18 protein-coding genes are annotated in these 20,276 nt (G+C 65.6%); 4 read left to right on the top strand and 14 right to left on the bottom strand.

Annotation, left to right across the window (positions count from 1 at the left end; translation table 11 throughout):
• Positions 1-23: 23 nt before the first annotated feature.
• The 7 genes from FHS69_RS01975 to FHS69_RS01945 all read right to left on the bottom strand — a co-directional run bounded on the left by FHS69_RS01975 (position 24) and on the right by FHS69_RS01945 (position 9,058).
• Positions 24-1,244 carry an XrtA/PEP-CTERM system-associated ATPase gene (locus tag FHS69_RS01975; protein WP_166776133.1) on the bottom strand — a complete coding sequence of 407 codons (1,221 nt, stop codon included), beginning with the start codon at positions 1,242-1,244 and terminating at the stop codon, positions 24-26.
• Positions 1,245-1,257: 13 nt separating this feature from the next.
• On the bottom strand, positions 1,258-2,937 hold the full coding sequence (locus tag FHS69_RS01970) for a porin family protein (protein WP_166776131.1): 1,680 nt from the start codon (positions 2,935-2,937) through the stop codon (positions 1,258-1,260).
• A 4-nt stretch (positions 2,938-2,941) separates the two neighbouring features.
• A complete protein-coding gene (locus FHS69_RS01965) occupies positions 2,942-3,979 on the bottom strand; it encodes an AAA family ATPase (protein WP_166776129.1) in 1,038 nt (345 codons plus the stop codon).
• A 7-nt stretch (positions 3,980-3,986) separates the two neighbouring features.
• Entirely contained in the window at positions 3,987-5,504 is a 1,518-nt protein-coding gene (locus FHS69_RS01960; protein WP_166776127.1) for an XrtA system polysaccharide chain length determinant, read from the bottom strand.
• Between the two features lie 14 nt (positions 5,505-5,518).
• Complete coding sequence (locus tag FHS69_RS01955) at positions 5,519-6,160, bottom strand: XrtA/PEP-CTERM system exopolysaccharide export protein (protein WP_067466375.1); 642 nt, start codon at positions 6,158-6,160, stop codon at positions 5,519-5,521.
• A gap of 160 nt (positions 6,161-6,320) precedes the next feature.
• Positions 6,321-7,547, bottom strand: a complete 1,227-nt coding sequence (locus FHS69_RS01950; RefSeq protein ID WP_166776125.1) for a pyridoxal-dependent decarboxylase, exosortase A system-associated — start codon at positions 7,545-7,547, stop codon at positions 6,321-6,323.
• Positions 7,544-9,058, bottom strand: coding sequence for an acyl-CoA ligase (AMP-forming), exosortase A system-associated (locus FHS69_RS01945; RefSeq protein ID WP_243844505.1), 1,515 nt, complete (start codon positions 9,056-9,058; stop codon positions 7,544-7,546). Before FHS69_RS01945 ends, FHS69_RS01950 begins: the two co-directional genes overlap by 4 nt.
• 26 nt (positions 9,059-9,084) lie before the next feature.
• On the opposite strand from FHS69_RS01945, the gene FHS69_RS01940 reads away from it, so the two are divergent.
• From FHS69_RS01940 to FHS69_RS01925, 4 genes are read left to right on the top strand one after another with little or no spacing between them, the layout of a single operon-like run.
• Positions 9,085-10,050: a GNAT family N-acetyltransferase gene (locus FHS69_RS01940; RefSeq protein ID WP_341801650.1), complete on the top strand. Its 966-nt coding sequence runs from the start codon at positions 9,085-9,087 to the stop codon at positions 10,048-10,050.
• A gap of 43 nt (positions 10,051-10,093) precedes the next feature.
• Entirely contained in the window at positions 10,094-10,396 is a 303-nt protein-coding gene (locus FHS69_RS01935; protein ID WP_067466371.1) for an acyl carrier protein, read from the top strand.
• 58 nt (positions 10,397-10,454) lie between these two features.
• Complete coding sequence (locus FHS69_RS01930; RefSeq protein WP_243844504.1) at positions 10,455-11,084, top strand: alpha/beta hydrolase family protein; 630 nt, start codon at positions 10,455-10,457, stop codon at positions 11,082-11,084.
• Positions 11,081-11,857 carry a hydrolase 1, exosortase A system-associated gene (locus FHS69_RS01925; RefSeq protein WP_166776119.1) on the top strand — a complete coding sequence of 259 codons (777 nt, stop codon included), beginning with the start codon at positions 11,081-11,083 and terminating at the stop codon, positions 11,855-11,857. Before FHS69_RS01930 ends, FHS69_RS01925 begins: the two co-directional genes overlap by 4 nt.
• On the opposite strand, the gene FHS69_RS01920 is transcribed toward FHS69_RS01925, so the two are convergent.
• From FHS69_RS01920 to FHS69_RS01890, 7 genes are all read right to left on the bottom strand, one after another.
• Positions 11,854-13,050 (bottom strand): class I SAM-dependent RNA methyltransferase, encoded by a 1,197-nt coding sequence (locus FHS69_RS01920; protein ID WP_166776118.1) that lies wholly within the window; start codon positions 13,048-13,050, stop codon positions 11,854-11,856. The genes FHS69_RS01925 and FHS69_RS01920 overlap by 4 nt on opposite strands.
• Positions 13,047-14,432, bottom strand: a complete 1,386-nt coding sequence (locus FHS69_RS01915) for an NAD(P)H-hydrate dehydratase (RefSeq protein WP_341801649.1) — start codon at positions 14,430-14,432, stop codon at positions 13,047-13,049. The genes FHS69_RS01920 and FHS69_RS01915 overlap by 4 nt, the downstream gene beginning before the upstream one ends.
• Complete coding sequence (locus FHS69_RS01910) at positions 14,425-14,775, bottom strand: hypothetical protein (protein ID WP_166776116.1); 351 nt, start codon at positions 14,773-14,775, stop codon at positions 14,425-14,427. The genes FHS69_RS01915 and FHS69_RS01910 overlap by 8 nt, the downstream gene beginning before the upstream one ends.
• A 39-nt stretch (positions 14,776-14,814) precedes the next feature.
• The gene (ilvD, locus tag FHS69_RS01905) at positions 14,815-16,662 is read right to left on the bottom strand and encodes a dihydroxy-acid dehydratase (RefSeq protein ID WP_166776114.1); all 1,848 of its coding nucleotides are present in this window, start codon (positions 16,660-16,662) and stop codon (positions 14,815-14,817) included.
• A 313-nt stretch (positions 16,663-16,975) separates the two neighbouring features.
• Positions 16,976-17,701 carry an N-formylglutamate amidohydrolase gene (locus FHS69_RS01900; RefSeq protein ID WP_166777029.1) on the bottom strand — a complete coding sequence of 242 codons (726 nt, stop codon included), beginning with the start codon at positions 17,699-17,701 and terminating at the stop codon, positions 16,976-16,978.
• On the bottom strand, positions 17,701-18,510 hold the full coding sequence (locus FHS69_RS01895; RefSeq protein ID WP_166776112.1) for a 4-(cytidine 5'-diphospho)-2-C-methyl-D-erythritol kinase: 810 nt from the start codon (positions 18,508-18,510) through the stop codon (positions 17,701-17,703). Before FHS69_RS01895 ends, FHS69_RS01900 begins: the two co-directional genes overlap by 1 nt.
• A gap of 107 nt (positions 18,511-18,617) precedes the next feature.
• Positions 18,618-20,267, bottom strand: coding sequence for an electron transfer flavoprotein-ubiquinone oxidoreductase (locus tag FHS69_RS01890; protein ID WP_166776110.1), 1,650 nt, complete (start codon positions 20,265-20,267; stop codon positions 18,618-18,620).
• Between the last annotated feature and the right edge of the window lie 9 nt (positions 20,268-20,276).

Below are 20,276 nucleotides of genomic sequence, written 5' to 3'. Positions count from 1 at the left end.
CGTGCAACGCTCCCTTCCTGCGATCACGCCGCTTCGCGCGACCCCTGCGATTCGAAATAGTCGATCATCATGCCCAGCGCATTGCGGAGCGAGCTTTCCTGCTCGTCGAGCCGGGATTCGATCGCCGCGAGGCGCGCTCCGATGTCTTCGGGGATATCGGCCGTGGCGCGCTGCTTGCCCAGTCGGTCGATCTCGCTACGCATCGCCATCAGGTGCTTGTCACGCTCGGCAAATGCCGCCTCGATCGCCTCGATCTGGTGATCGAGCAGGCCCTTGTCGCGCACGTCCGCCGCCACGGCAGGGTTGGCAGTGGCCTGCGTCGCCAGCGTGGCATCCGCCTGTCGCGCTTCGTCCTTGGCCCGCGCGATGGCGTCGACTGCTGGACCTTCGCGGTCGGGGCGAACCTTGCTGGTCGCTTCTTCGACCGGGGCGGCGTCGCCCGACATTTCCTCGATCACTGCTTCGAGCATGTCCGTTTCGAGCACTGCCTGCTCCTCAACCGCGCCGAGCAGCAAAAGCCGTGTCATCACCTGGTTGATCTTGCGCGGAATGCCGCCGGTGGCCTTGTGCAGCTTGACCCAGATGCCCGAATCGATTTCCGGATTGCCGTTCCAGCCCACGTGGTTGAGCCGGTGCATGACATAGGGTTCGATCTCGCCCGGTTGCATCGGTTCGAGATGATGCGCCGCGATTACGCGCTGGCGAAGCTGTTCGAGCTCGTCCGAATGCGCGAGCAATTGCTTGAACTCGGGCTGGCCGAGCAGCAGCGTCTGCAACAGCGGATGCGAACCGAGCTGGAAGTTGGACAGCATGCGCAGCTCTTCGAGCGCGCCGATCGAGAGGTTCTGAGCCTCGTCGACGATCAGCAACGTGCGACGGCCGTTGCGCGCTTCCTCGTGCAGGAACAGTTCGATCGCCGCGAGATCGGCGGCCTTGTCCCCACCCGCGACATCGAGCCCGAAGCTGCGCGCGGCAACGTGGATCATCTCTTCGCCGTCGAGCGCGCTGGTGACCACTTCGCCCACGGTTAGGCGTTCGTCGTCGAGCTTCTGCTTCAGGTGCGCGACCAGCGTCGACTTGCCCGAGCCGACCTCGCCGGTAATCACGATGAAGCCTTCGCCCTGGTTCAAACCATAGCCGAGATAGCTCAGCGCCTTCTTGTGCGTAACGCTCTCGAAGTAGAACGCCGGGTCGGGCGTAAGCTGGAAGGGCCGCTCGCTGAAGCCGTAGAATTCTTCGTACATCTGCGGGATCCTATCAGAAATCGTAGCGCAGGCCGAGCAGGGCCGATGCGGTGGTGAAATTGTCGGGCGCGATGTCGCTGTCGAGCATCGAGATGGCCACGGCGGCGCGTGCCGACAGATTGCGGAACACCTGCTCGCTGTAGCTCGCCGAGCCGCCGATCGCACTCACGTCGCCCACGCCGGCGCTGCCGCTGTTGAACCAGTTGGCATAGCTGTTGACCGAGAAATTGCCGCGCTGGCCGACCGGGCCAGAAAGCCCCGCGGTCACGTAATAGCTCTCGTCGACCAGCCCATCGGCCAGTTCGAGCACGGTACCCGGGGCACCGATGAACTTGCGCCGGTCGTAGCCCGCACCGATTCCGGCGGTCATCCGACCGATCTGGCGCGAATAGCTGGCCACCACGCCGCGGCCGCGGAACACCGAGGAACGCAACGATCCAAGCAGACCATCGAGGCAGCCGCTGCCATCGAGCGTGCTGACGCACCCCGTCAGTTCGCCCGTCACCGGGTCGCGCGTCACGTCGAAATCGGTCGGCAAGGCGGCAAGCGAATTGTTCAACCGACCACCGAATCCCTGGATCCCGTCATACACGCCGATCTGCAGATTGCTGCGGCTGCTCGGGCGCCAGCTGAAGCTGCCGTAGAAGGTCTCGCTGTCATAGCGGTGGCCGAAATGCGCCTCGAGCTGGGTCCGGCTGCTGGGCGTCCAGACAACGCCGACGTCCCAGATCAGCCCGCTCGCCTCATAGGCGATAATGCGCGGACTGGCTTTGTCGGTGATATAGCGGCCATTGTCGCCGATAATCGGATTGCCTTCGGCGTCGCGCACTGCATCACGGCTCGACACTTCGACATCCTCCACCCCTGCGCCCGCAACAAAGGCCAGCGTGGGGGTGATCGGCACGGTTACATCGCCGCGCACATAGGCATCGCGCACCCGCTGATCGAGGTTCGAGATGTCTTCCTGATAGTAGCCCGCGCCCACGCCCAGACCGACCGGCAGAGGCTGTCCGGGGCGCGTACCTGCACGGACAGTAGCGCTGTGACTGACGCTTTCGTCGAACAGATCCGCCGGGGTGCCTGCCGCACTGACGAAGTCGGGTCCGTCGACGCGCGTGTAACCGATCCGGTAATTCGCGCTCACATCGACATCGCCCATGCGCGTCTGGAGATTGGGTCCGGCATAAGCCGAATAGGTCTGTGTAGAGACATTGTCGTCGACGATCGGATTGATCACCGAGCGCCCCTGCGCGTCGACCCGCGTGCTGCTGGCCAGGGCGCCCGCCTCGACGGTGAGGACACGCGGCACGATCGAGGCGTAACCGCGAGCGATCCCGGTGATGGTGTCCGAATCCGCGGCATCGGACTGGTGCGCGAAATTGCGCTCGTAGCGGACCGACAGGCTGCCGCCGTTGTTGCGGCCCGCGACCGAGGCGTCGACACCCGCGGCAAGCTGCGTATAGGTGACCACGTCGCTGCCGGGCGAGATTTGCCAGCTCGCGATCGAATTGGCCTCGATATAGGGATCGATGCGCAACCTTCCGCGGCTACCCGTCGAAGACCCCTCTGCCTCGCTGCCCGAAGGTTCGGCATCGGCACCCTGGTAGCTTTGCGCCTGGAGGGGCGCGCCCTGGACCAGAACGAGCGCCATAGCGGCGCCGGCCAGGCGGGTCGGAATGTAAGGCTTAGCCATTGGTCTACTCCCCATATCCGTAATAGGTGCCGAAGCGGCGCCCGCTGGGGCTGAAAGTCGCATCGTTCAGCAGCAGGCGAATGTCGGGGCAGGCCGACAGCAAGTCGATCGCATCCTCCAGTGCCGCGCGGCCGGTCATGTCCGCACGCGCCACGAGCAGCGCCTGTCCGGCGTGCTTGGCAAGTTCGGCCGCGGGCGTCGCTGCTAGCGCGGGCGGGCTGTCGAAAATCACGATCCGGTTGCGCGCACCGCGGGTCAGCTTATCGAGCACCTGCTGTGTACGCTGACTGGCAAGATATTCGCTGTCGCGCCCGGTACGTTCACCTGCGGGCAGCAGGTAGAGACCCGGAACGTCGGTGCCGAGCACGAAATCCTCGACTCGGGCGCGCTCGTCGGCAAGCACATCCATGAACCCCTTGGTTTCGTCGAGTCCGAGCTTGCCCATGATCGAAGGCTTGCCGAAATCGGCATCGATCAGCAGCACTTCCATCTCGCGTTCGCCGGCTAAGGCGATGGCGAGATTGAGCGCGCAGAAGGTCTTGCCTTCATTGGGATGGGGCGAGCACACGAGCACACGCCGCGCAGCCTGGCTGCCTTCGCGGCGCATCGTCGCCAGCACCTGCCGTTTTACGATCCGAAATTCTTCCAGCAGCGTCGACGCGCCGCCGTCGGGATCAATCAGGCCCTGTTCGCGCAGATGCTTGCGGTCGATCGACTGCTTGCCGCCGCCGAAAACGATCTCCGGCTGTGCGGGTTCGGTATCAGCTGCGGGCACCGGCGCGGGTCCGGTGGAAACGGATGCGCCTTCAGGCAGGGTTGCTGGTGCTGCGGGCGCCGGCGTCGATGTCGGTGACACACGCGTATCGCGGCGGCGCGGGGCGAATTTCTTCGCCTTGTCGTCTGCGAGCTTGTCGGGAACGGCGGCGGGTTTGAGCCGGTCGAGACCGAAGGCTCCGCTGGCACGCTCGAACAGCGAGCCGCGCTTGGTGTTTTCGCCATCGTCGTTCGAAGGCTTGAGATTGGCGGGCTTGTTCACGGACATATTCCCCTCAGGCCACCGAGCCGACCTGGACGATTTCGACCACCAGCAGCAGGAAGCATACCGCCCCGAGGCCGCCGACACCGCCAAAGAACTGCTTCATGCGGCGCTTTTCATGCGCTCGCGCGGCTTCGGTCACCGACCGCGAAATCGTCCCGATGACCGGCATATCGAGCGCCCGCTCGAGCCGTTCGGCCGTGGTGAAGCTCGACTTGAGCTGGCCCATAACGAAGGCGACCCCCGCCCCGGCACCGAGACCCACGATCAGCACGCCCAGAAGCAGCAATGGCCGGTTGGGCGCGGCGGGCGCGCGCGGCGCGGTAGGCGGATCGATCACCTCGAACTGGAACGCACTGCGCTCGGTCTCGACCTGCCCGCGCAGCCGCATTTCCTCGCGGTCCTTGAGCAGCTCGTCATACTTGTCCTTGAGCACTTCGTAATCGCGGCTGATCCGATTGGCTTCGGCCGCCACTGCGGGCTCATCCGCCTGCGCCGCGATCAGCGCGGAGATATCCGACTGCAGCGCCGCCTTGCGCGCCTGCAGGGCTTGGACATTGGCCTGCCGTTCGGCGCGGATCGACATGAGCGAGGTATAGGCGGGATTGGGGGCGCCGCTGGCCCCGGCGGGCTCGTTGGCCGCCTGTTCGCGGAGCGATTCGACTTGCCGGCGCTGTGCCTGCACATCGGGATGGCTGTCGGTCAGCCCGCGGGCGCGCATCGCGGCAAGCTGCGACTGCGCCTGGATGAGCGCGCCGCGCGCACCGCCACTCTCGGCTGTCATGATGCTCCGCGGCGTACTGGCAAGTTGCCCATTGATCGCCGCCAGCGCGCTTTGCGCCGCCGCGATGTCGGCATCGATCCCGCGCATCTCGGTGCGCATCGTCTGCAACCGGCCGGTCACCGTGCCGGTCCCGCCGATGAGATCGGGATGCTGCGCCTCGAAATTGAGCCTGCGCTGCTCGGCCGCTTCGAGCTCGCTCTTGCGCTCGTCGAGCTGCTGGTCGAGAAACGCGATCGTATCCGCCACGTCGCCGCGGTTGCCGGCGATGTTCGATTCGCGGAAGATGTCGATCAGGTTCTGGACGACGTCCTTGGCAAGCGCCGCATTCTCCGCATCGCTCAGGTTCGACTTGCCGACCGTTGCGGTGATCTCGAACAGATTGTCCTGCTCGCTCTCCACAAGAATATTCTCGGTCAGCGATTGCACCGCACTTTGCATTTCGCTGTCGGTGGCGACCTTGTCGCCCAGCTTGGTGCTGCGCACGACGCGCTCGAGATTGACCGCGCTCACCAGCGTCTGGCGGACCTTGGTGATCGCCTGCTGGCCATCGCCGGAAATCTCGAGCTGTTCGGACAGGACATCTTCGAGCTCGACATAGATGCGCGCGCGGCTTTCATAGCTATTGGGGATGAAGGCCACCGCCAGCCAGCCGAGGATGCACACGCCCCAGGCCACCGCCAGCGCGAGCCAGCGGCGGTTCCACACCGTGTGCAGCGCGCTGCGCAATTCGTCGAAGACTTCCTGCATGCCCCCGCAGCCCCCTAGAACGCGCTTTCGGGAATGATGATCACGTCACCCGGCTGCAGCAACACATTGGCCTTGCTGTCACCGCGCTTGAGCAGATCGGTCAGCCGCAGCGCGTATTCGCGCTGGCGTCCGAGTTGCTTGTCGAACCGGATCAGCTTGGCGCGGTTGCCCGCTGCGAATTCGGATAGCCCACCGACCGCGATCATCGCGTCGAGCACGGTCATGTTCGCGCGATAAGGCAGCGAGGCAGGTTGTTCGGTCGCACCGACGATGCGGATTTGCTGGCTGAAGGTCCCCGCGAACTCGTTGACTATGACCGAGACCAGCGGGTCCTCGATATATTGGCTGAGCTGCAGGCGGATGTCCTCCTCCAGCATCGACGGGGTCTTGCCCACGGCAGGCATATCCTTGACCAGCGGGATCGTGATCCGGCCATCGGGGCGCACCTGGATCTTTTCCGCGCCGAGCTCGGGATTGCGCCAGACGTGGATCGTCAGCTCGTCGAGCGGACCGATGACATACTCCTCGCCCGGCCCTTCCTGCATGGCGACGAAGGTCGCGGGCGGGAGCTCGGTCCCACCGCTTGCGCAGCCCGCCAGCACCAGCAGGGGCGCGGCGCATCCGGCGAACAGCATGGAAGATCGGTTGAAACGCATCTGTCTATCCTGGCATTTTTCCGGGGCTGACCCGGCCGCAGCATGCGCCCGAAAACCCCCGTTTGGCCCGACTATTGGCCGGGAAAGGTGAATATACCGTTAGCCATGGCCCCGATAAGCCTCGGAAACCACGGGATTCGGGGAACTTAGCCCAGCCCGCTCATACAAGCATTTCGGCTGCCGGACCCTGTCCCAAAAAGGCACTGGGCGAAGCGCTTGCCCCATAGGCTCCGGCGCAGAAGACGGCGACCAGATCGCCCACCTCGGCGCGCGGCAGATACGCCTTGTCGGCCAGCCGGTCGAGCGGGGTGCACAGGCAGCCCACCACATTGGCGACTTCCTCGGCATCGGCGGCAAACCGGCTGGCGATCGCCACCGGGTAATTGCGCCGCACCACCGTGCCGAAATTTCCCGAAGCGGCAAGCTGGTGATGCAACCCGCCATCGGTAATCAGATAAGTTTCGCCGTAGCTGTCCTTGCGATCGACTATCCGCGTCAGATAAACGCCTGCCTCGCCAACGAGATAGCGACCGAGTTCGATAAACAGTTCAGCATCGGCCAGCGTATCGGGGAGCGCGGCGAACCGCGCTTCGAGCGCTTCGCCGACGGCCACGATGTCGAGCGGTTCGTCACCGGGAAAATAGGGGATGCCGTAGCCGCCGCCCATGTTGAGCTTGGGCAGCGTGACCCCGGCCTCGCGCGCCAGCCGGTCGGCGCAATCGAGCACCTTGGCCTGCATGTCGATCACCGCATCGGCGTTCAAGGCCTGGCTGCCGGTGAAGATATGCAGGCCTCGAAAGTCGGCCCCGGCCGCGTGAATCCGCTTGATAAGCTGCGGGACGCGCGCGGCATCGATGCCGAATGGCTTGGGTCCGCCACCCATCTTCATGCCCGATCCCTTGAGTTCGAAATCGGGATTGACCCGCACTGCCAGCCGCGGCTGCTTCTGGAGCCGGGCGGCGATCGCCAGCGCGCGTTCGGCCTCGGCCTCGCTTTCGAGATTGAGCGTCACCCCCACAGCAATCGCAGCCTCGAGCTCGGCATCGCGCTTCCCCGGCCCCGCGAAACTTACACGGCCGAGATCGAACCCGGTGGCGCGGACCATGTCCAGCTCCCCGCCCGAGGCGATGTCGAGCCCGTCTGCAAGTGTCGAAACATAAGCAAGAAGCGGTGAAAAGCTATTGGCTTTTATAGCATAATTGATCTTGAGCCGTTCGGGCATCGCCGCGCGCAGATCGGCGAAGCGCTGCGCGATCAGCTCCTTCGAATAGACGAACAGCGGGGTCTTTTCCGCCTGCTCCGCCCAATGGCTGACGCGCGCCCCGCCGATCGCGAGCTCGCCGTCGATCGCCGCATATCCGGCGGGAATGGGGCCAAGCGGCTTCATGCGCCGATCTCCACGGCAATCGCGGTTCGATCGAGCTTGCCGTTAGGATTGAGCGGGAGGATGTCGCGCCAGTGGATCACGTGCGGCTGCATGAAATTGGGCAATTCCTTCTTCAGGGCCTTGGGGAGATCGGCTGCTGGATTATTTGCTTCCGGAGTCGGCCGAACGACCAGATGGATCGCATGGCCGAGGCGTTCGTCCGGCACGCCCAGCGCAACGGCTTCGGCGACCAGCCCGGTGCCCAGCGCGGCGCTTTCCAACTCCTGCGGGCTGATGCGGTTGCCCGCGCTCTTGATCATGGCGTCACGCCGCCCGACGAAATATAGCAGGCCACCCTCATCACGCGTGACGCGGTCGCCCGACCATACCGCCGTGCCGCCATATGCGGACATTGCAGGCGCGGGTTTGAACCGCTGCGCAGTCCGTTCGGCATCCTGCCAGTACCCCTGCGCCACCAGCGGACCGCAATGCACCAGCTCCCCCTCCTCGCCCGGCTCGGCGAGCTGGCCATCATCGGTGACGACGAGGATCTCGGCCATGGGAATCGCGCGCCCCATCGAGGTCGGATGTTCGTCGACAAGTTCCGGATCGAGATAGGTCGAGCGGAAGGCTTCGGTCAGGCCATACATCGGAAAAAGCTTGCTTTGCGGGAACATGCGTCGAAGATCTTCGACGAGATCGCGGGTCAGTGCCCCACCAGAATTGGTCAGGCGCCGCATCGCCGCGACCGCTTCGGCGGGCCAGTCGATCTCGGTCAGTTGCACCCACAGCGGGGGCACGGCCGCCAGCGTCGTGACCCCATGCCTGGCGCAGGCCTTGGCGACGTCGCGCGGGAACAGATAGTCGAGCGGCACGACGCAGCCGCCCGCGTACCAGGTCGAGAGCAGCTGGCTCTGGCCATAATCGAAACTGAGCGGGAGCACCGCGAGCGTGACATCGTCTGCCGCCATGCCGAGATAATGCGCCACGCTGACCGCGCCGAGCCACATATTGGCATGGCTGAGCATGACGCCCTTGGGCTTGCCGGTCGATCCGCTGGTATAGAGGATCGCAGCGAGCGCGTCGGGATCATGCGCGGAGGGCGACAGCGCACCGTTCCGCTCTTCGGCTCGCGCAAAGGTCTCGCTTTCCTTCAGGACACGACAACCTGTGGGGACGTCGCCTGCTTCGAGCGAGGCAAGGCGGGCCTTCGTCCCCAAGAGCAGCACCGCTCCGCTGTCCGCGAGGATATGCGCGACCTGCGCGCGCTTAAGCAGCGGATTGATCGGCACATGCACCAATCCCGCACGAGCAGCAGCGAGCGGCAGCAGGCAGGTCAGCTCGCCTTTTGCCGCCCAACTCGCCACGCGCGCACCGGGCCGTGCCTGCTCCGCGAGCCAGGCCGCCAGCAGCGAGACACGATTTCTCAAGGCCTCATAGGTAAGCACCGTGTCGCGCAAAACCAGCGCAGGCGCCTGTGCACGCCCGCGCTCGGCTAGTTGATCGAGCGGATGCGGCGTGGGATCAGGCATCATTGCTCCTGAGCGAGGGAATTGGGGTGAACATCGCGGTCAGCTATCACGAGACCCTTACCAAACTGCAAGGGCTGGATTGGCCCGCGCAGGGGCCTTTCGACAGGCTCGACTGGTTCGCCTTGCTCGCCGATCCGCTCTACGCGCTTGCCGAAAGCGGCAGAGGGCGGGTGCTTCTTCCGCTGCAACGCGAGGAACACCAGCTTGCCAGCCTCGCGAACTGGTTCAGTTTCACGTGGCGGCCGCTGGGTGATGACCCGGCCCTGCTTGCCGCGCTCGCGCGCAACCTGCGCCGGCAGACACACCGGGTAGAACTGGCCCCACTTCCTGACGAAGATGGCAGCGCCACCGCGCTCGAAATCGCTTTCCGCGACGCGGGCTGGCTGGTCGCGCGCGAGGTATGTGACGAGAACCATGTCCTGCCCGTCGCCGGGCGCAGTTTCGCCGAGTACTGGGCAACGCGGCCGGGCAAGATGCGTACCACGCTCAAGCGCAAGGCGCGCAAGGTCGAGATCACCATCCTGACCCATTTCGACGAGGCGGCATGGGCCGAATACCGCGCGGTCTATGAAAGCAGTTGGAAACCGCAGGAGGAACGCGCCGACCTGCTCGAAGCATTCGCCCGGGCAGAGGGGGCCGCGGGACGCATCCGCCTGGGTATCGCACGCGCTGCGGGCGAACCGGTCGCGGCACAATTCTGGTCGGTGGAGAACGGCACTGCCTACATCCACAAGCTCGCTCATATCGAGGCCGCCAAGCCGCTGTCGGCAGGCACCACGCTAAGCGCCGCGCTGTTCGAGCATGCAATCGACATCGATGGTGTCGAACTGGTCGATTTCGGCACCGGTTCCGACGGCTACAAGCGCGACTGGATGGAAGCCAACCGCCCGCGCTACCGACTGACCTGCCTCGACTGGCGCAATCCGCGCGCATGGCCCGCCATCGCCAAGGCACGGCTCCGCCACCTTGCACCGCACAATAGGCCCAGCTAAGGGCACGCCTTTGCAAGCTGGCACACGCAGGGGAAGCCGAGGAATGACCGCCGAAACCGCACACGCCGCGCCCACCGGGCCGAGCCGCAGCGACATCGACCAGACGCTGCGCGCGATCCTGCGTGACGTTCTCGGGCTCGACGAGGCGCAGGTCGCAGGCTTCGACAGCGACACCGGCCTGTTCGGTCACCTGCCCGAACTGGATTCGATGGCGGTCGCGGGCCTGCTGACCGAAATGGAAGACCGGCTCGACATCGTCATCGAGGATGAAGACGTCGATGGCGAGATGCTCGAAAGCTATGGCGGCTTGCTCGCCTTCGCCGAGGCCAAGGTCGTCGAGGGCTGAGCCCGTTATGTATGCCACATGGCCTTGCCCACGACCGGACGGCAGGTCGGGCGAGGAAATGGTCCTCGGCTTCGACAAGGCGCGCAAACCTCGGCTGCTGGTGATTCCGCCGCTGTTCGAAGAAGCCAACAAGTTTCGACACCAAGTCACTGAAATAATGCGAAGGCTTGACGAGGCAGGAGTGGACTGCTTCTGCCCGGACCTGCCCGGCTGCAACGAAAGCCTCGCCCCGTTCGCGGCGCAGACACTCGCCGGCTGGCGCGAGGCTGCAACCCGCGCGAGCGCGCATTTCTCCGCGACGCATGTCCTCGCGCTGCGCGCCGGATGCTGGCTCGCACCCGAAAGCCTGCCCGGATGGCTCTATGCCCCGGCCAAGCCCGCGACCGTACTTCGCACCATGTTGCGCGCCCGCGCGCTCGCCGCGCGCGAGGCGGGCCGCGAAGAGAATGCAAACGACCTGCTCGCGCAGGCGCGTACCGATGGAATCGAACTCGCCGGATGGTCGCTTGGCGCGGCGCTCGTGGCGGAACTCGAACGGGAAGAATTTGCACCGTCGGCTAAGCACGCCGTGATCGATCAGGCCGATGTCGGCGGGCAACCGCTGTGGCTGCGTGCGGAGAACGCTTACGATGCCAAGCAGGCCGATGCGCTGGTTGCGATCCTTGCCCGCGGGATGACGCAAGCATGAAGCGCCTGCATCTCAGCTTCGAATGCCGCGAGGACCGCTGTGCTGCGACGCTCGACAGTGCGCCGGGGACCACCGGCCTGCTAATGGTCAGTGGAGGCAACGAAATCCGCGCCGGCGCCTTCAACGGCCAGTCGCGCCTCGCGGCCGAGATTGCCGCGGCGGGCTTTCCCGTCTTCCGGTTCGACCGCCGCGGGATCGGCGATAGCGAGGGGACCAATCGCGGCTTTCGCAAATCGACCAAGGACATCGCGGCGGCGCTGCTCGCCTTTCGCGCAATCGCACCCCAGTTGCAGCGCGTGGTCGGGTTTGGCAATTGCGACGCGGCCAGCGCGCTGATGCTGGGTGCGGGCGCCGAATGCGATGCGCTGGTGCTGAGCAACCCCTGGACGATCGAGGATACAGAAAGCGATGCTCCGCCACCTGCGGCCATCCGCTCTCGCTATGCCGAGAAACTCAAGGATCCGCGCGAAGTCGCGCGGCTTGTTTCAGGCCGGGTCGATCTAAAGAAACTGGCCGGGGGAATGGTCCGCGCGATGAAACCTAAAAGCGCTCCCTCCTCGCTCGCCGAAAACATGCGGGCGGGTCTGGACGCCTTTACGGGGCCGGTACGCTTCCTGCTCGCCGAGGACGACCGTACTGCACAGGTCTTTGCCGAGCGCTGGGACGCGGAGGATACGCGTATTGCTCGTTGCCCAGGAGCGGACCACGCCTATTCGAGCGCCGAGGCGCGCGGCTGGCTGCGCGACCGCCTGCTCGAGGCGCTGCGCCGCTAGCGGGTGAAATAGCTGGTCAGCTCGACATGGGTCGACCAGCGGAACTGGCCTACCGGCCGCAAGCACTCGAGACGAAAGCCTGCTTCGACCAGCGTTTTCGCGTCGCGCGCCCAGCTTGCCGGGTTGCAACTGACATAGGCCACGCGGCTGGCCTCGCTGGCTGCGATCTGCGCCACCTGTTCGCGGGCTCCAGCGCGCGGAGGATCGAGCAAGAGCGCTCCGAAGCGTGACGCTTCCGCGCTTTGCAACGGGTTGCGGAACAGGTCGCGATGCAGCGTTAGTACCGGGATGCCGCGCGCATTCGCGCCCGCCTTGCACGCCATATGCGCGTCACGCGCGGCCTCGACCGCCAAAACCTTGCGCGGGCCGGCGAGCGCGAAGGCGAAGGTGCCAAGGCCCGAGAACAGATCCGCCACCGTATTTGCCCCGGCGAGGTAGCGTTGCGCATCGCCGACGAGCACGGATTCGCCATCTGCGGTTGGCTGCAGGAAGCTGCCGTGCGGGAACGGGACCGGGATATTGCCCAGCGTGATGGTGAGCGGTTGCGGCTCCCACACCGTTTCGGGTCCGAAACCCCGGTCGAGCGACAGGCGCGCGAGATTGTTGTCGCGCGCGAAGTCGAGCATGGCTTCGGTCGCAGCGAGACCTTCGGCCTCTATCCCCTTGAGCGTACAGTCGATTCCCTGATCACCGAGCGCCAGTTCGATATCGACCGGTGTACGCGTTCCGTACTCGGCCACCAGCGCGCGAAGCGGTGCGGCAAGCGCGAACAGTTCGGGCCGGAGGATGTGGCATTCGCGCATGTCGACGATGCGGTGCGAGCCGCCCTCGCGGAACCCCAGCACTGCGCCCTTGGCTGTACGCAATGCGTGCAGCGTGGCGCGTCGGCGCGAATTGGGCGGCGACAGATGCGTCGGCAGCACCTCTCCGACCCGCACCCCCTGCCCTTCGGCAGCGTGCATCACGCGATCGGTGACGAACTGCCGCAAGGCGGTCTCGTCGGCATGCTGGAGCTGGCAACCGCCACAGGTCGGGAAATGGCGACAGGGCGGCGCGACGTGATGCGGGCCCGGGGTCAGTGTCCCGTCACCAGCAACCGTGTCGCCCGGCGCCGCACGCGCAACATGGCGTCCCGATGCGGTAATCCCGTCACCGCGCGCCGCGATCCGTTCGATGATTTCGCCGGCGCTCACAGGAACTCTCCCATTGCCGGGGCAACCGCATGGGCGAGTTCGCCCGCGGTGAAGGCCGGCCCCGCCCGGCGCGCGGCCTCGTGATGCAGCCATACCGCCTCGCTTGCGGCGCGGGCAGGTTTGCCGTGCAGGGCGAGGCGCGAAGCCGCGATCCCGGCGAGCACGTCGCCCGTTCCCGCGACCGAGAGCCAGCTCGAACCGCGTTCGAAAAGTGACGTCATGCCGTCTCCTATAAGGATCGTATCGGGCCCTTTCGCCAGCACGGTCACCCCGGTGACGTCATGAAGTCCGCGGCTGCGGTCGAGCTTGCAATCCGCCGCGACGCCGAAGCTCTCGCACAGCTTTGCCAGTTCGCCTTCATGTGGCGTCACGCACAATTTCGCCGGATTGGCTTTAGCGAGCAGCGCGCGATCGATCAGGTGGAGCGCATCGGCGTCGAGTATTGTCGGCCGCCCCCGTTCGAGCACTGCGGCGAGGCGTTCGCAGGCCTGCTCGTCGCGTCCGAGGCCGGGCCCTACCAGGAAGGCGGAGATCCGTTCGTCGTCGATCGCCCGCGCAAAGTCGCCCTGCTCGATTACCAATTCGGCGGGGGCGTCGGGATGGGCATGTTCGCTCAGCAGCTTTACATACCCCGCCCCGCTGCGCATCGCGGCTTCGGCGGACAGCAGCGGTGCGCCCGGCATGGCGCCCGCAACCACGGCCAGCAGGCCGCGGCGATATTTATGCGCATCGGGCGATGGCGCACGCAATTGTGGGGGCGAGGCAAACTGCATGCCGGTATCAGGGATATCGATGCCGATCGGAACGAGGCGACGCGCGCCCATCGCCGCCATCGCGGGCATCAGCACATGCGCCAGCTTCCAAGCGCCGAGTGCGAGCGTCAGGTCGTAATGGGGCAAGGGCCCCAATACGGCTCCACTGTCACTTTCGACAGCACTGGGCACGTCGATAGCGATTTTATAACAGTCACTTGCGGCAATATACTCGAGCAGATCGGCAAACTGCCCCTCGACGGCGCGCGTCAATCCGTAACCGAACAGGCAATCGACGATGATCGCGTGCCGGGGCATGGCATCGCTCGCCACATCCCCGGCATAATGATCGCGCGCAATCTGCGCGGTCTCGGTCCTCGGAGCGAGCGGGGCGATGACTTCGACACCCAGCCCTCCGCGGCGGAGCGTTTCGGCGATGACATACCCGTCACCGCCATTGTTCCCCGGGCCGCACAAGACGCTCACCGGACGACCAGCCGCGATGCGCGCGACCCACTCTGCAGCACCGCGCCCGGCCCGCTGCATCAGTTCCCAGCCGTCGGTGGCCGCAGCCATGGCCGCTTGTTCGGCAGCACGCATTTGTTCCACGGTTAGGATCGCGTCAGTCACCAGTCTGCTCCTGCCACCGGTAGCGATCCGCACCGATGGTCAAGACGATGCTGTCGCCTTCGAGCCGGCTGTTGGCTCGCTGCGCACCATCGAACTCTGCATAGCCTGCGGGCGTATCCGCTTGAACGAGCTTGCGAAATCCGCCGTCGGGATGGCGGATCACCGCGCCCGAGCCGTCACCCAGTTCCACAAGCCGGCACTCGCTTGCGAAGTCGGTCGCGCCGCCAAGCGCACAGGCGACCGGAGTCCCGCCTTCGCTGGCGATGTCGGGGGCGGCTTCGCAGGCGCAAAGCGCCAGCGCCGCCAGCAGCGGCGCGGTTCGGAGGGTTCGATCGATGGCCATGTCTTCGCCGCTGCCACGCGCGCGGCGGGAGAGCAAGTCTCAGCGCTGCTTGAACTGCGACACGTCGCGAATGGCGCCGCGCGCGGCCGAGGTGGTCATGGCCGCATAGGCTTCGAGCGCGGGCGACACGCGCCGGTCGCGCGGCTTGGCGGGTTGCCAGCCCTTCGCCTCCATCGCTGTGCGGCGTTCGGCGAGCACATCGTCTGAGACCGCGAGGTTGATCGTGCGCTCGGGGATCGAGATCTCGATCAGATCGCCGGTCTCGACCAGCCCGATCGCGCCGCCTTCGGCCGCCTCGGGCGAGACATGGCCGATCGAGAGGCCGGAGGTGCCACCCGAGAAGCGCCCGTCGGTCAGCAGAGCGCAGGCCGCGCCCAACCCCTTCGATTTCAGGTAGCTGGTCGGATAGAGCATTTCCTGCATGCCTGGCCCGCCGCGCGGCCCTTCGTAGCGGATCACCACCACGTCGCCTTCGACCACCTGACCCGTGAGGATCGCGGTCACCGCGTCGTCCTGGCTTTCGTAGACCTTGGCGTGCCCCGAGAAGGTGAGGATGCTTTCATCGACCCCCGCAGTCTTCACGATGCAGCCGTCGCGCGCGATATTGCCGTAGAGGACGGCAAGGCCGCCATCCTTGCTGAAAGCATGCTCGGCACTGCGGATGACGCCATTCTCGCGATCGATATCGAGTTCGGGCCAGCGGTTCGACTGGCTGAAAGCGGTCTGCGTCGGCACGCCGCCCGGCGCGGCAGCGAAGAAATCGCGGACCATGTTGTTGTGCGTCCGGCCGATGTCCCAATCGTCGAGCGCATCGGCCATGGTCGGGCTGTGCACGGTGGGCAGCGCGGTGTGCAGCAGCCCGGCTTTCTCGAGTTCGCCGAGGATCGCCATGATACCGCCTGCGCGATGGACATCTTCCATATGGACGTCGCTCTTGGCCGGGGCGACTTTCGACAGGCACGGCACCTTGCGGCTCAGCCGGTCGATATCCTGCATGGTGAAATCGACCCCCGCCTCATGCGCGGCGGCGAGCAGGTGGAGTACCGTATTGGTCGAGCCGCCCATCGCGATGTCGAGGCTCATCGCGTTCTCGAACGCCTCGAAACTGGCGATCGCACGCGGCAGGACGCTTTCGTCGTCTTCCTCGTAGTAGCGCTTGGCCAGCGTCACCACGAGGCGCCCAGCCCGCTCGAACAGGCTCTTGCGATCGGCATGCGTGGCGAGCGTCGAGCCATTGCCGGGCAGCGACAGGCCCAGCGCCTCGGTCAGACAATTCATCGAATTGGCAGTGAACATGCCGCTGCACGATCCGCAGGTCGGGCAGGCGTTCTGCTCGATCGCGGTCACTTCCTCGTCGGTGTAGCTCTCATCCGCCGCTGCGACCATCGCATCGACCAGGTCGAGCGCGACTTCCTTGCCCTTCACCACGACCTTGCCCGCTTCCATCGGCCCGCCCGAAACGAACACGCTGGGGATGTTGAGCCGCATCGAGGCCATCAGCATGCCCGGCGTGATCTTGTCGCAATTCGAGATGCACACCATCGCATCGGCGCAATGCGCGTTGACCATATATTCGACGCTGTCGGCGATGAGGTCGCGGCTGGGCAGCGAATAGAGCATCCCGTCGTGTCCCATGGCGATACCGTCATCGACCGCGATGGTGTTGAATTCCTTGGCTACGCCGCCCGCCGCCTCGATCTCGCGCGCGACCAGCTGGCCGAGGTCCTTGAGGTGGACATGGCCCGGCACGAACTGCGTGAAGCTGTTGACCACGGCGATGATCGGCTTGCCGAAGTCGCCATCCTTCATGCCCGTTGCGCGCCACAATCCGCGCGCGCCGGCCATGTTGCGGCCGTGGGTGGTAGTGCGGGAACGATAGGCGGGCATGATACTGGTCCGGTCGGCTGCGTGGAGGATGCCAGACTAGAGGATCGCGGGTGCGGGTCGAAGCGGAAAATCTTTACGCGAAGCTAGATGCGGGATTTGCGCGCTAGGGGGCGGACAGGCGAAGAAGAGGTTTCTCCCGACTCATCGACATCCCCGCGAAGGCGGGGATCCAGCCGACGTTCCGTTCAAGAACGATGGTCATCTGGGCCCCTGCCTACGCAGGGGCGACGCGTCGATGAGGGGCCGACAAGTCCCTCAACGCCTTCGCAAAGAGAAACGCGGCACCGCAAACTGCAAGCGACGAAGCGCCTCCTTAGACCTCGAGCGCGACGCGGCCCATCACATCGGCCAGCAGCGTCGCCCAGCGCGCCTGTCCAGCGGCGGTGCCGATCTGGTCCTGGCGGATTTCGACCGTGCAATAGGCGATGCCCTGCGCCTCGGCATGGCGGTCCATCGTCGCATTGAGCTGCTTGCCGGAATAGGGCTGGTTGTCGCCCACATTGAGGCCCTGCTCGCCGAACAGGCGGATCGCATGCCGCGCCGCGCGGTCGTCCTGGTTGTAAAGCAGCGCGACTTCCCACGGGCGCTGTTCGTCGCTGGTCGCCATTTTCGGCGTGAAGCTGTGCAGCGCCAGGATCAGGCGCGGCTGGGCCCGCGCGATCAGTTCGGCCAGCGCGGCATGATACGGACGGTGGAACCGGTCCAACCGGGCTTCGACATTGGCGCCGATATTGCCGGGGATCAGCGTCCCGTCGCTCTCGCTCGGCACCGCTGCAGGATCGTCCTCGCGCCGATGCAGGTCGCACACGAGGCGGCTGACCGTGGCGATATGCGCGGGCATGCCGTGGCGCCGGGCCAACCGGTCGGCAATGCCCTCGACACCGATATCGACCGCGATATGCGCGTCGAGCAAGGCCGGGTCGATGCCCAGCTCGATGTCTTCGGGGACGTGGTTGGAGGCGTGGTCGGCGACGCACAATAGCCCTCCCGGACGCAGGTCGTCGATCGCGACCTGGCGGTGGGGGAGGTTGTCGATCATCATCGCAGGAGCCCTTTCATCTGCCACCAGCCCGTGTGGAGCTTACCGATCTGCGAAGCTGCCGCGTCACGCGCCGCGACGCTTTCGTAGAGCGCAAAACACGTTGCGCCCGAGCCCGACATACGGGCGAGGATGGGCGATGTTCCGCCCAATTCGGCCAGCACCCCGGCGATCTGCGGACATAGCGAAATTGCCGGCCCCTCGAGGTCGTTGCGGCCCGCGATCGCGACGCTGCGCGCATCTCCGGCAGGCAGCGCGCCGCGGTCCTGGCCATCCCAGTGTCCGAACACCGGACCGGTGGCGAGCGGGAGGCGCGGATTGACCAACAACACCGGGGTGCCGGAAAGGCTGTCGTCCGCCGCCTCGATCTCGGTGCCGGTCCCGCGGCCGATACAGGTGCGGCTCTCGACGCAGGCTGGCACATCGGCGCCGAGCGACGCGGCGCGCGCGTGCCAGTCCTCGGGCAGGCCGTAGCGCGCCTGCACCATGCGGAAGATCGCGCCGGCATCGGCCGATCCGCCCCCCAGCCCGGCTGCGACCGGCAGGTTCTTCTCAAGTGTGATCGCGAGGCCGTCGGTGCGTGGCAGCTTGCCAAGCGCCTTGGCAACGAGATTGTCGAACGGATCGTCGAGCCCGTCAGCAAACTCTCCAAGCACGCGGACACTGTCCTGCGCCGCGCCCGAAGCCGAAAGCACATCGCCCGTATCGACGAAGGCGAACAGCGTCTCGAGCTCGTGATAGCCATCTTCACGCCGCCTGCGAACATGCAACGCGAGGTTGATCTTGGCGTAGGCGGTTTCAGAGGCCAACCTTGCGCTCCCTAGTCATTGCGAGCGAGGCGACGCAATCCAGGACGGCACCGTGGATTGCCGCGTCGCTTCGCTCCTCGCAATTGCAGAGCAAGCGACGCCGGCGATCACATATTCGGGTAGTTCGGGCCGCCGCCGCCTTCGGGCGTGGTCCATTCGATGTTCTGGTTCGGATCCTTGATGTCGCAGGTCTTGCAGTGGATGCAGTTCTGCGAATTGATCTGGAACTTCATCTCGCCCGTATCCTCATCCGCCAGCCATTCGTAGACGCCGGCGGGGCAATAGCGGTTCGACGGGCCGTCATATTCGCCCAGCTCGCTGGTCTTCTGCAGTTCCCAGTCGCACACCTTCAGATGAACCGGCTGGTCCTCGGCGTGGTTGGTGTAGCTGAAGGCGACATTGGTCAGCTTGTCGAAGCTCAGCTTCCCGTCGGGCTTGGGATAGGCGATCTTCTGGTGCAGGTCGGCGCGCTGCAGCATTTCGTGGTCGCGGTGGTGCTTCATCGTGATCGGCAGGCCGATCTTAAGCGTGCGCATCCACATGTCGATGCCCGCCAGCACGGTACCGAGGTCTTCGCCCCACTTGGCCACCGCGGGCTGCGCGTTCTTCACCTTCTTGAGCTCTTCGGCAATCCAGCTCGACCGGACCGCATCGTCGTAATCCATCAGCTCGCTGTGCTCGGCACCGCCGGCGATCGCCGCGGCGATGCTTTCGGCTGCCAGCATCCCGCTCTTCATCGCGGTGTGGCTACCCTTGATCCGCGGGACGTTGACGAAGCCCGCGGCGCAGCCGATCAGCGCGCCGCCAGGGAAGGCCAGCTTGGGGACCGACTGCCAGCCGCCCTCGTTGATGACGCGGCCGCCATAGGCGACGCGCTTGCCGCCCTCGAGGATCGCCGCGATCGCCGGGTGGTGCTTCCAGCGCTGGAATTCCTGGTAGGGCGAGACATAGGGGTTCTTGTAATCGAGCGCGGTGACGAAGCCGAGCGCGACCTGGCCATTCGCCTGGTGGTAGAGGAAGCCGCCGCCCCAGGTGCCGCTCTCGCTCAGCGGCCAGCCCTGCGTGTGGATCACGCGGCCGGGCTCGTGCTTGGCGGGGTCGATATCCCACAGTTCCTTGATGCCGAGTCCGTAAACCTGCGGCTCGCAATCGGCCTCGAGGTCGTATTTCGCCTTCATCTTCTTGGTCAGATTGCCGCGCGCCCCCTCGGCGAAGAGCGTGTATTTCGAGTGGATCTCCATGCCCGGCTGGTAATCGCCCTTCTGCGAGCCATCCTCGGCGATGCCCATGTCCTGCGTCACCACGCCGGTGACCGCGCCCTGCTCGTCGAACAGCACCTCTGCCGCAGGGAAGCCGGGGAAGACCATTACGCCAAGACCCTCGGCCTGTTCACCCAGCCAGCGGGCGAGATTGCCGAGCGAGCCGGTGTAATTGCCGTGATTGCCCATGAAGGGGGGCAGCAGGAATTCGGGCAGGTCCGACTGGCCGGTTTCCGACAGCACCCAGTGGTGGTTCTCGGTCACCGGGGTTTCTGCCATCGGGCAATCCATGTCGCGCCACTCGGGGAGCAATTCATCGAGCGCACGCGGATCGACCACGGCACCCGAAAGGATATGCGCGCCGATTTCGCTGCCTTTTTCGAGCACGACGACCTCGAGGTCCTCGTTGATCTGCTTCAACCGGATCGCGGCTGCCAGGCCTGCCACGCCACCGCCGATGATGACGACATCGCAGGGCATCGATTCGCGTTCGCTCATGTCTCTCTC

This window comes from Qipengyuania flava, from assembly GCF_011762005.1.
GTDB lineage: Bacteria > Pseudomonadota > Alphaproteobacteria > Sphingomonadales > Sphingomonadaceae > Qipengyuania > Qipengyuania flava.
This window is presented reverse-complemented; position numbering and strand designations above follow the sequence as displayed.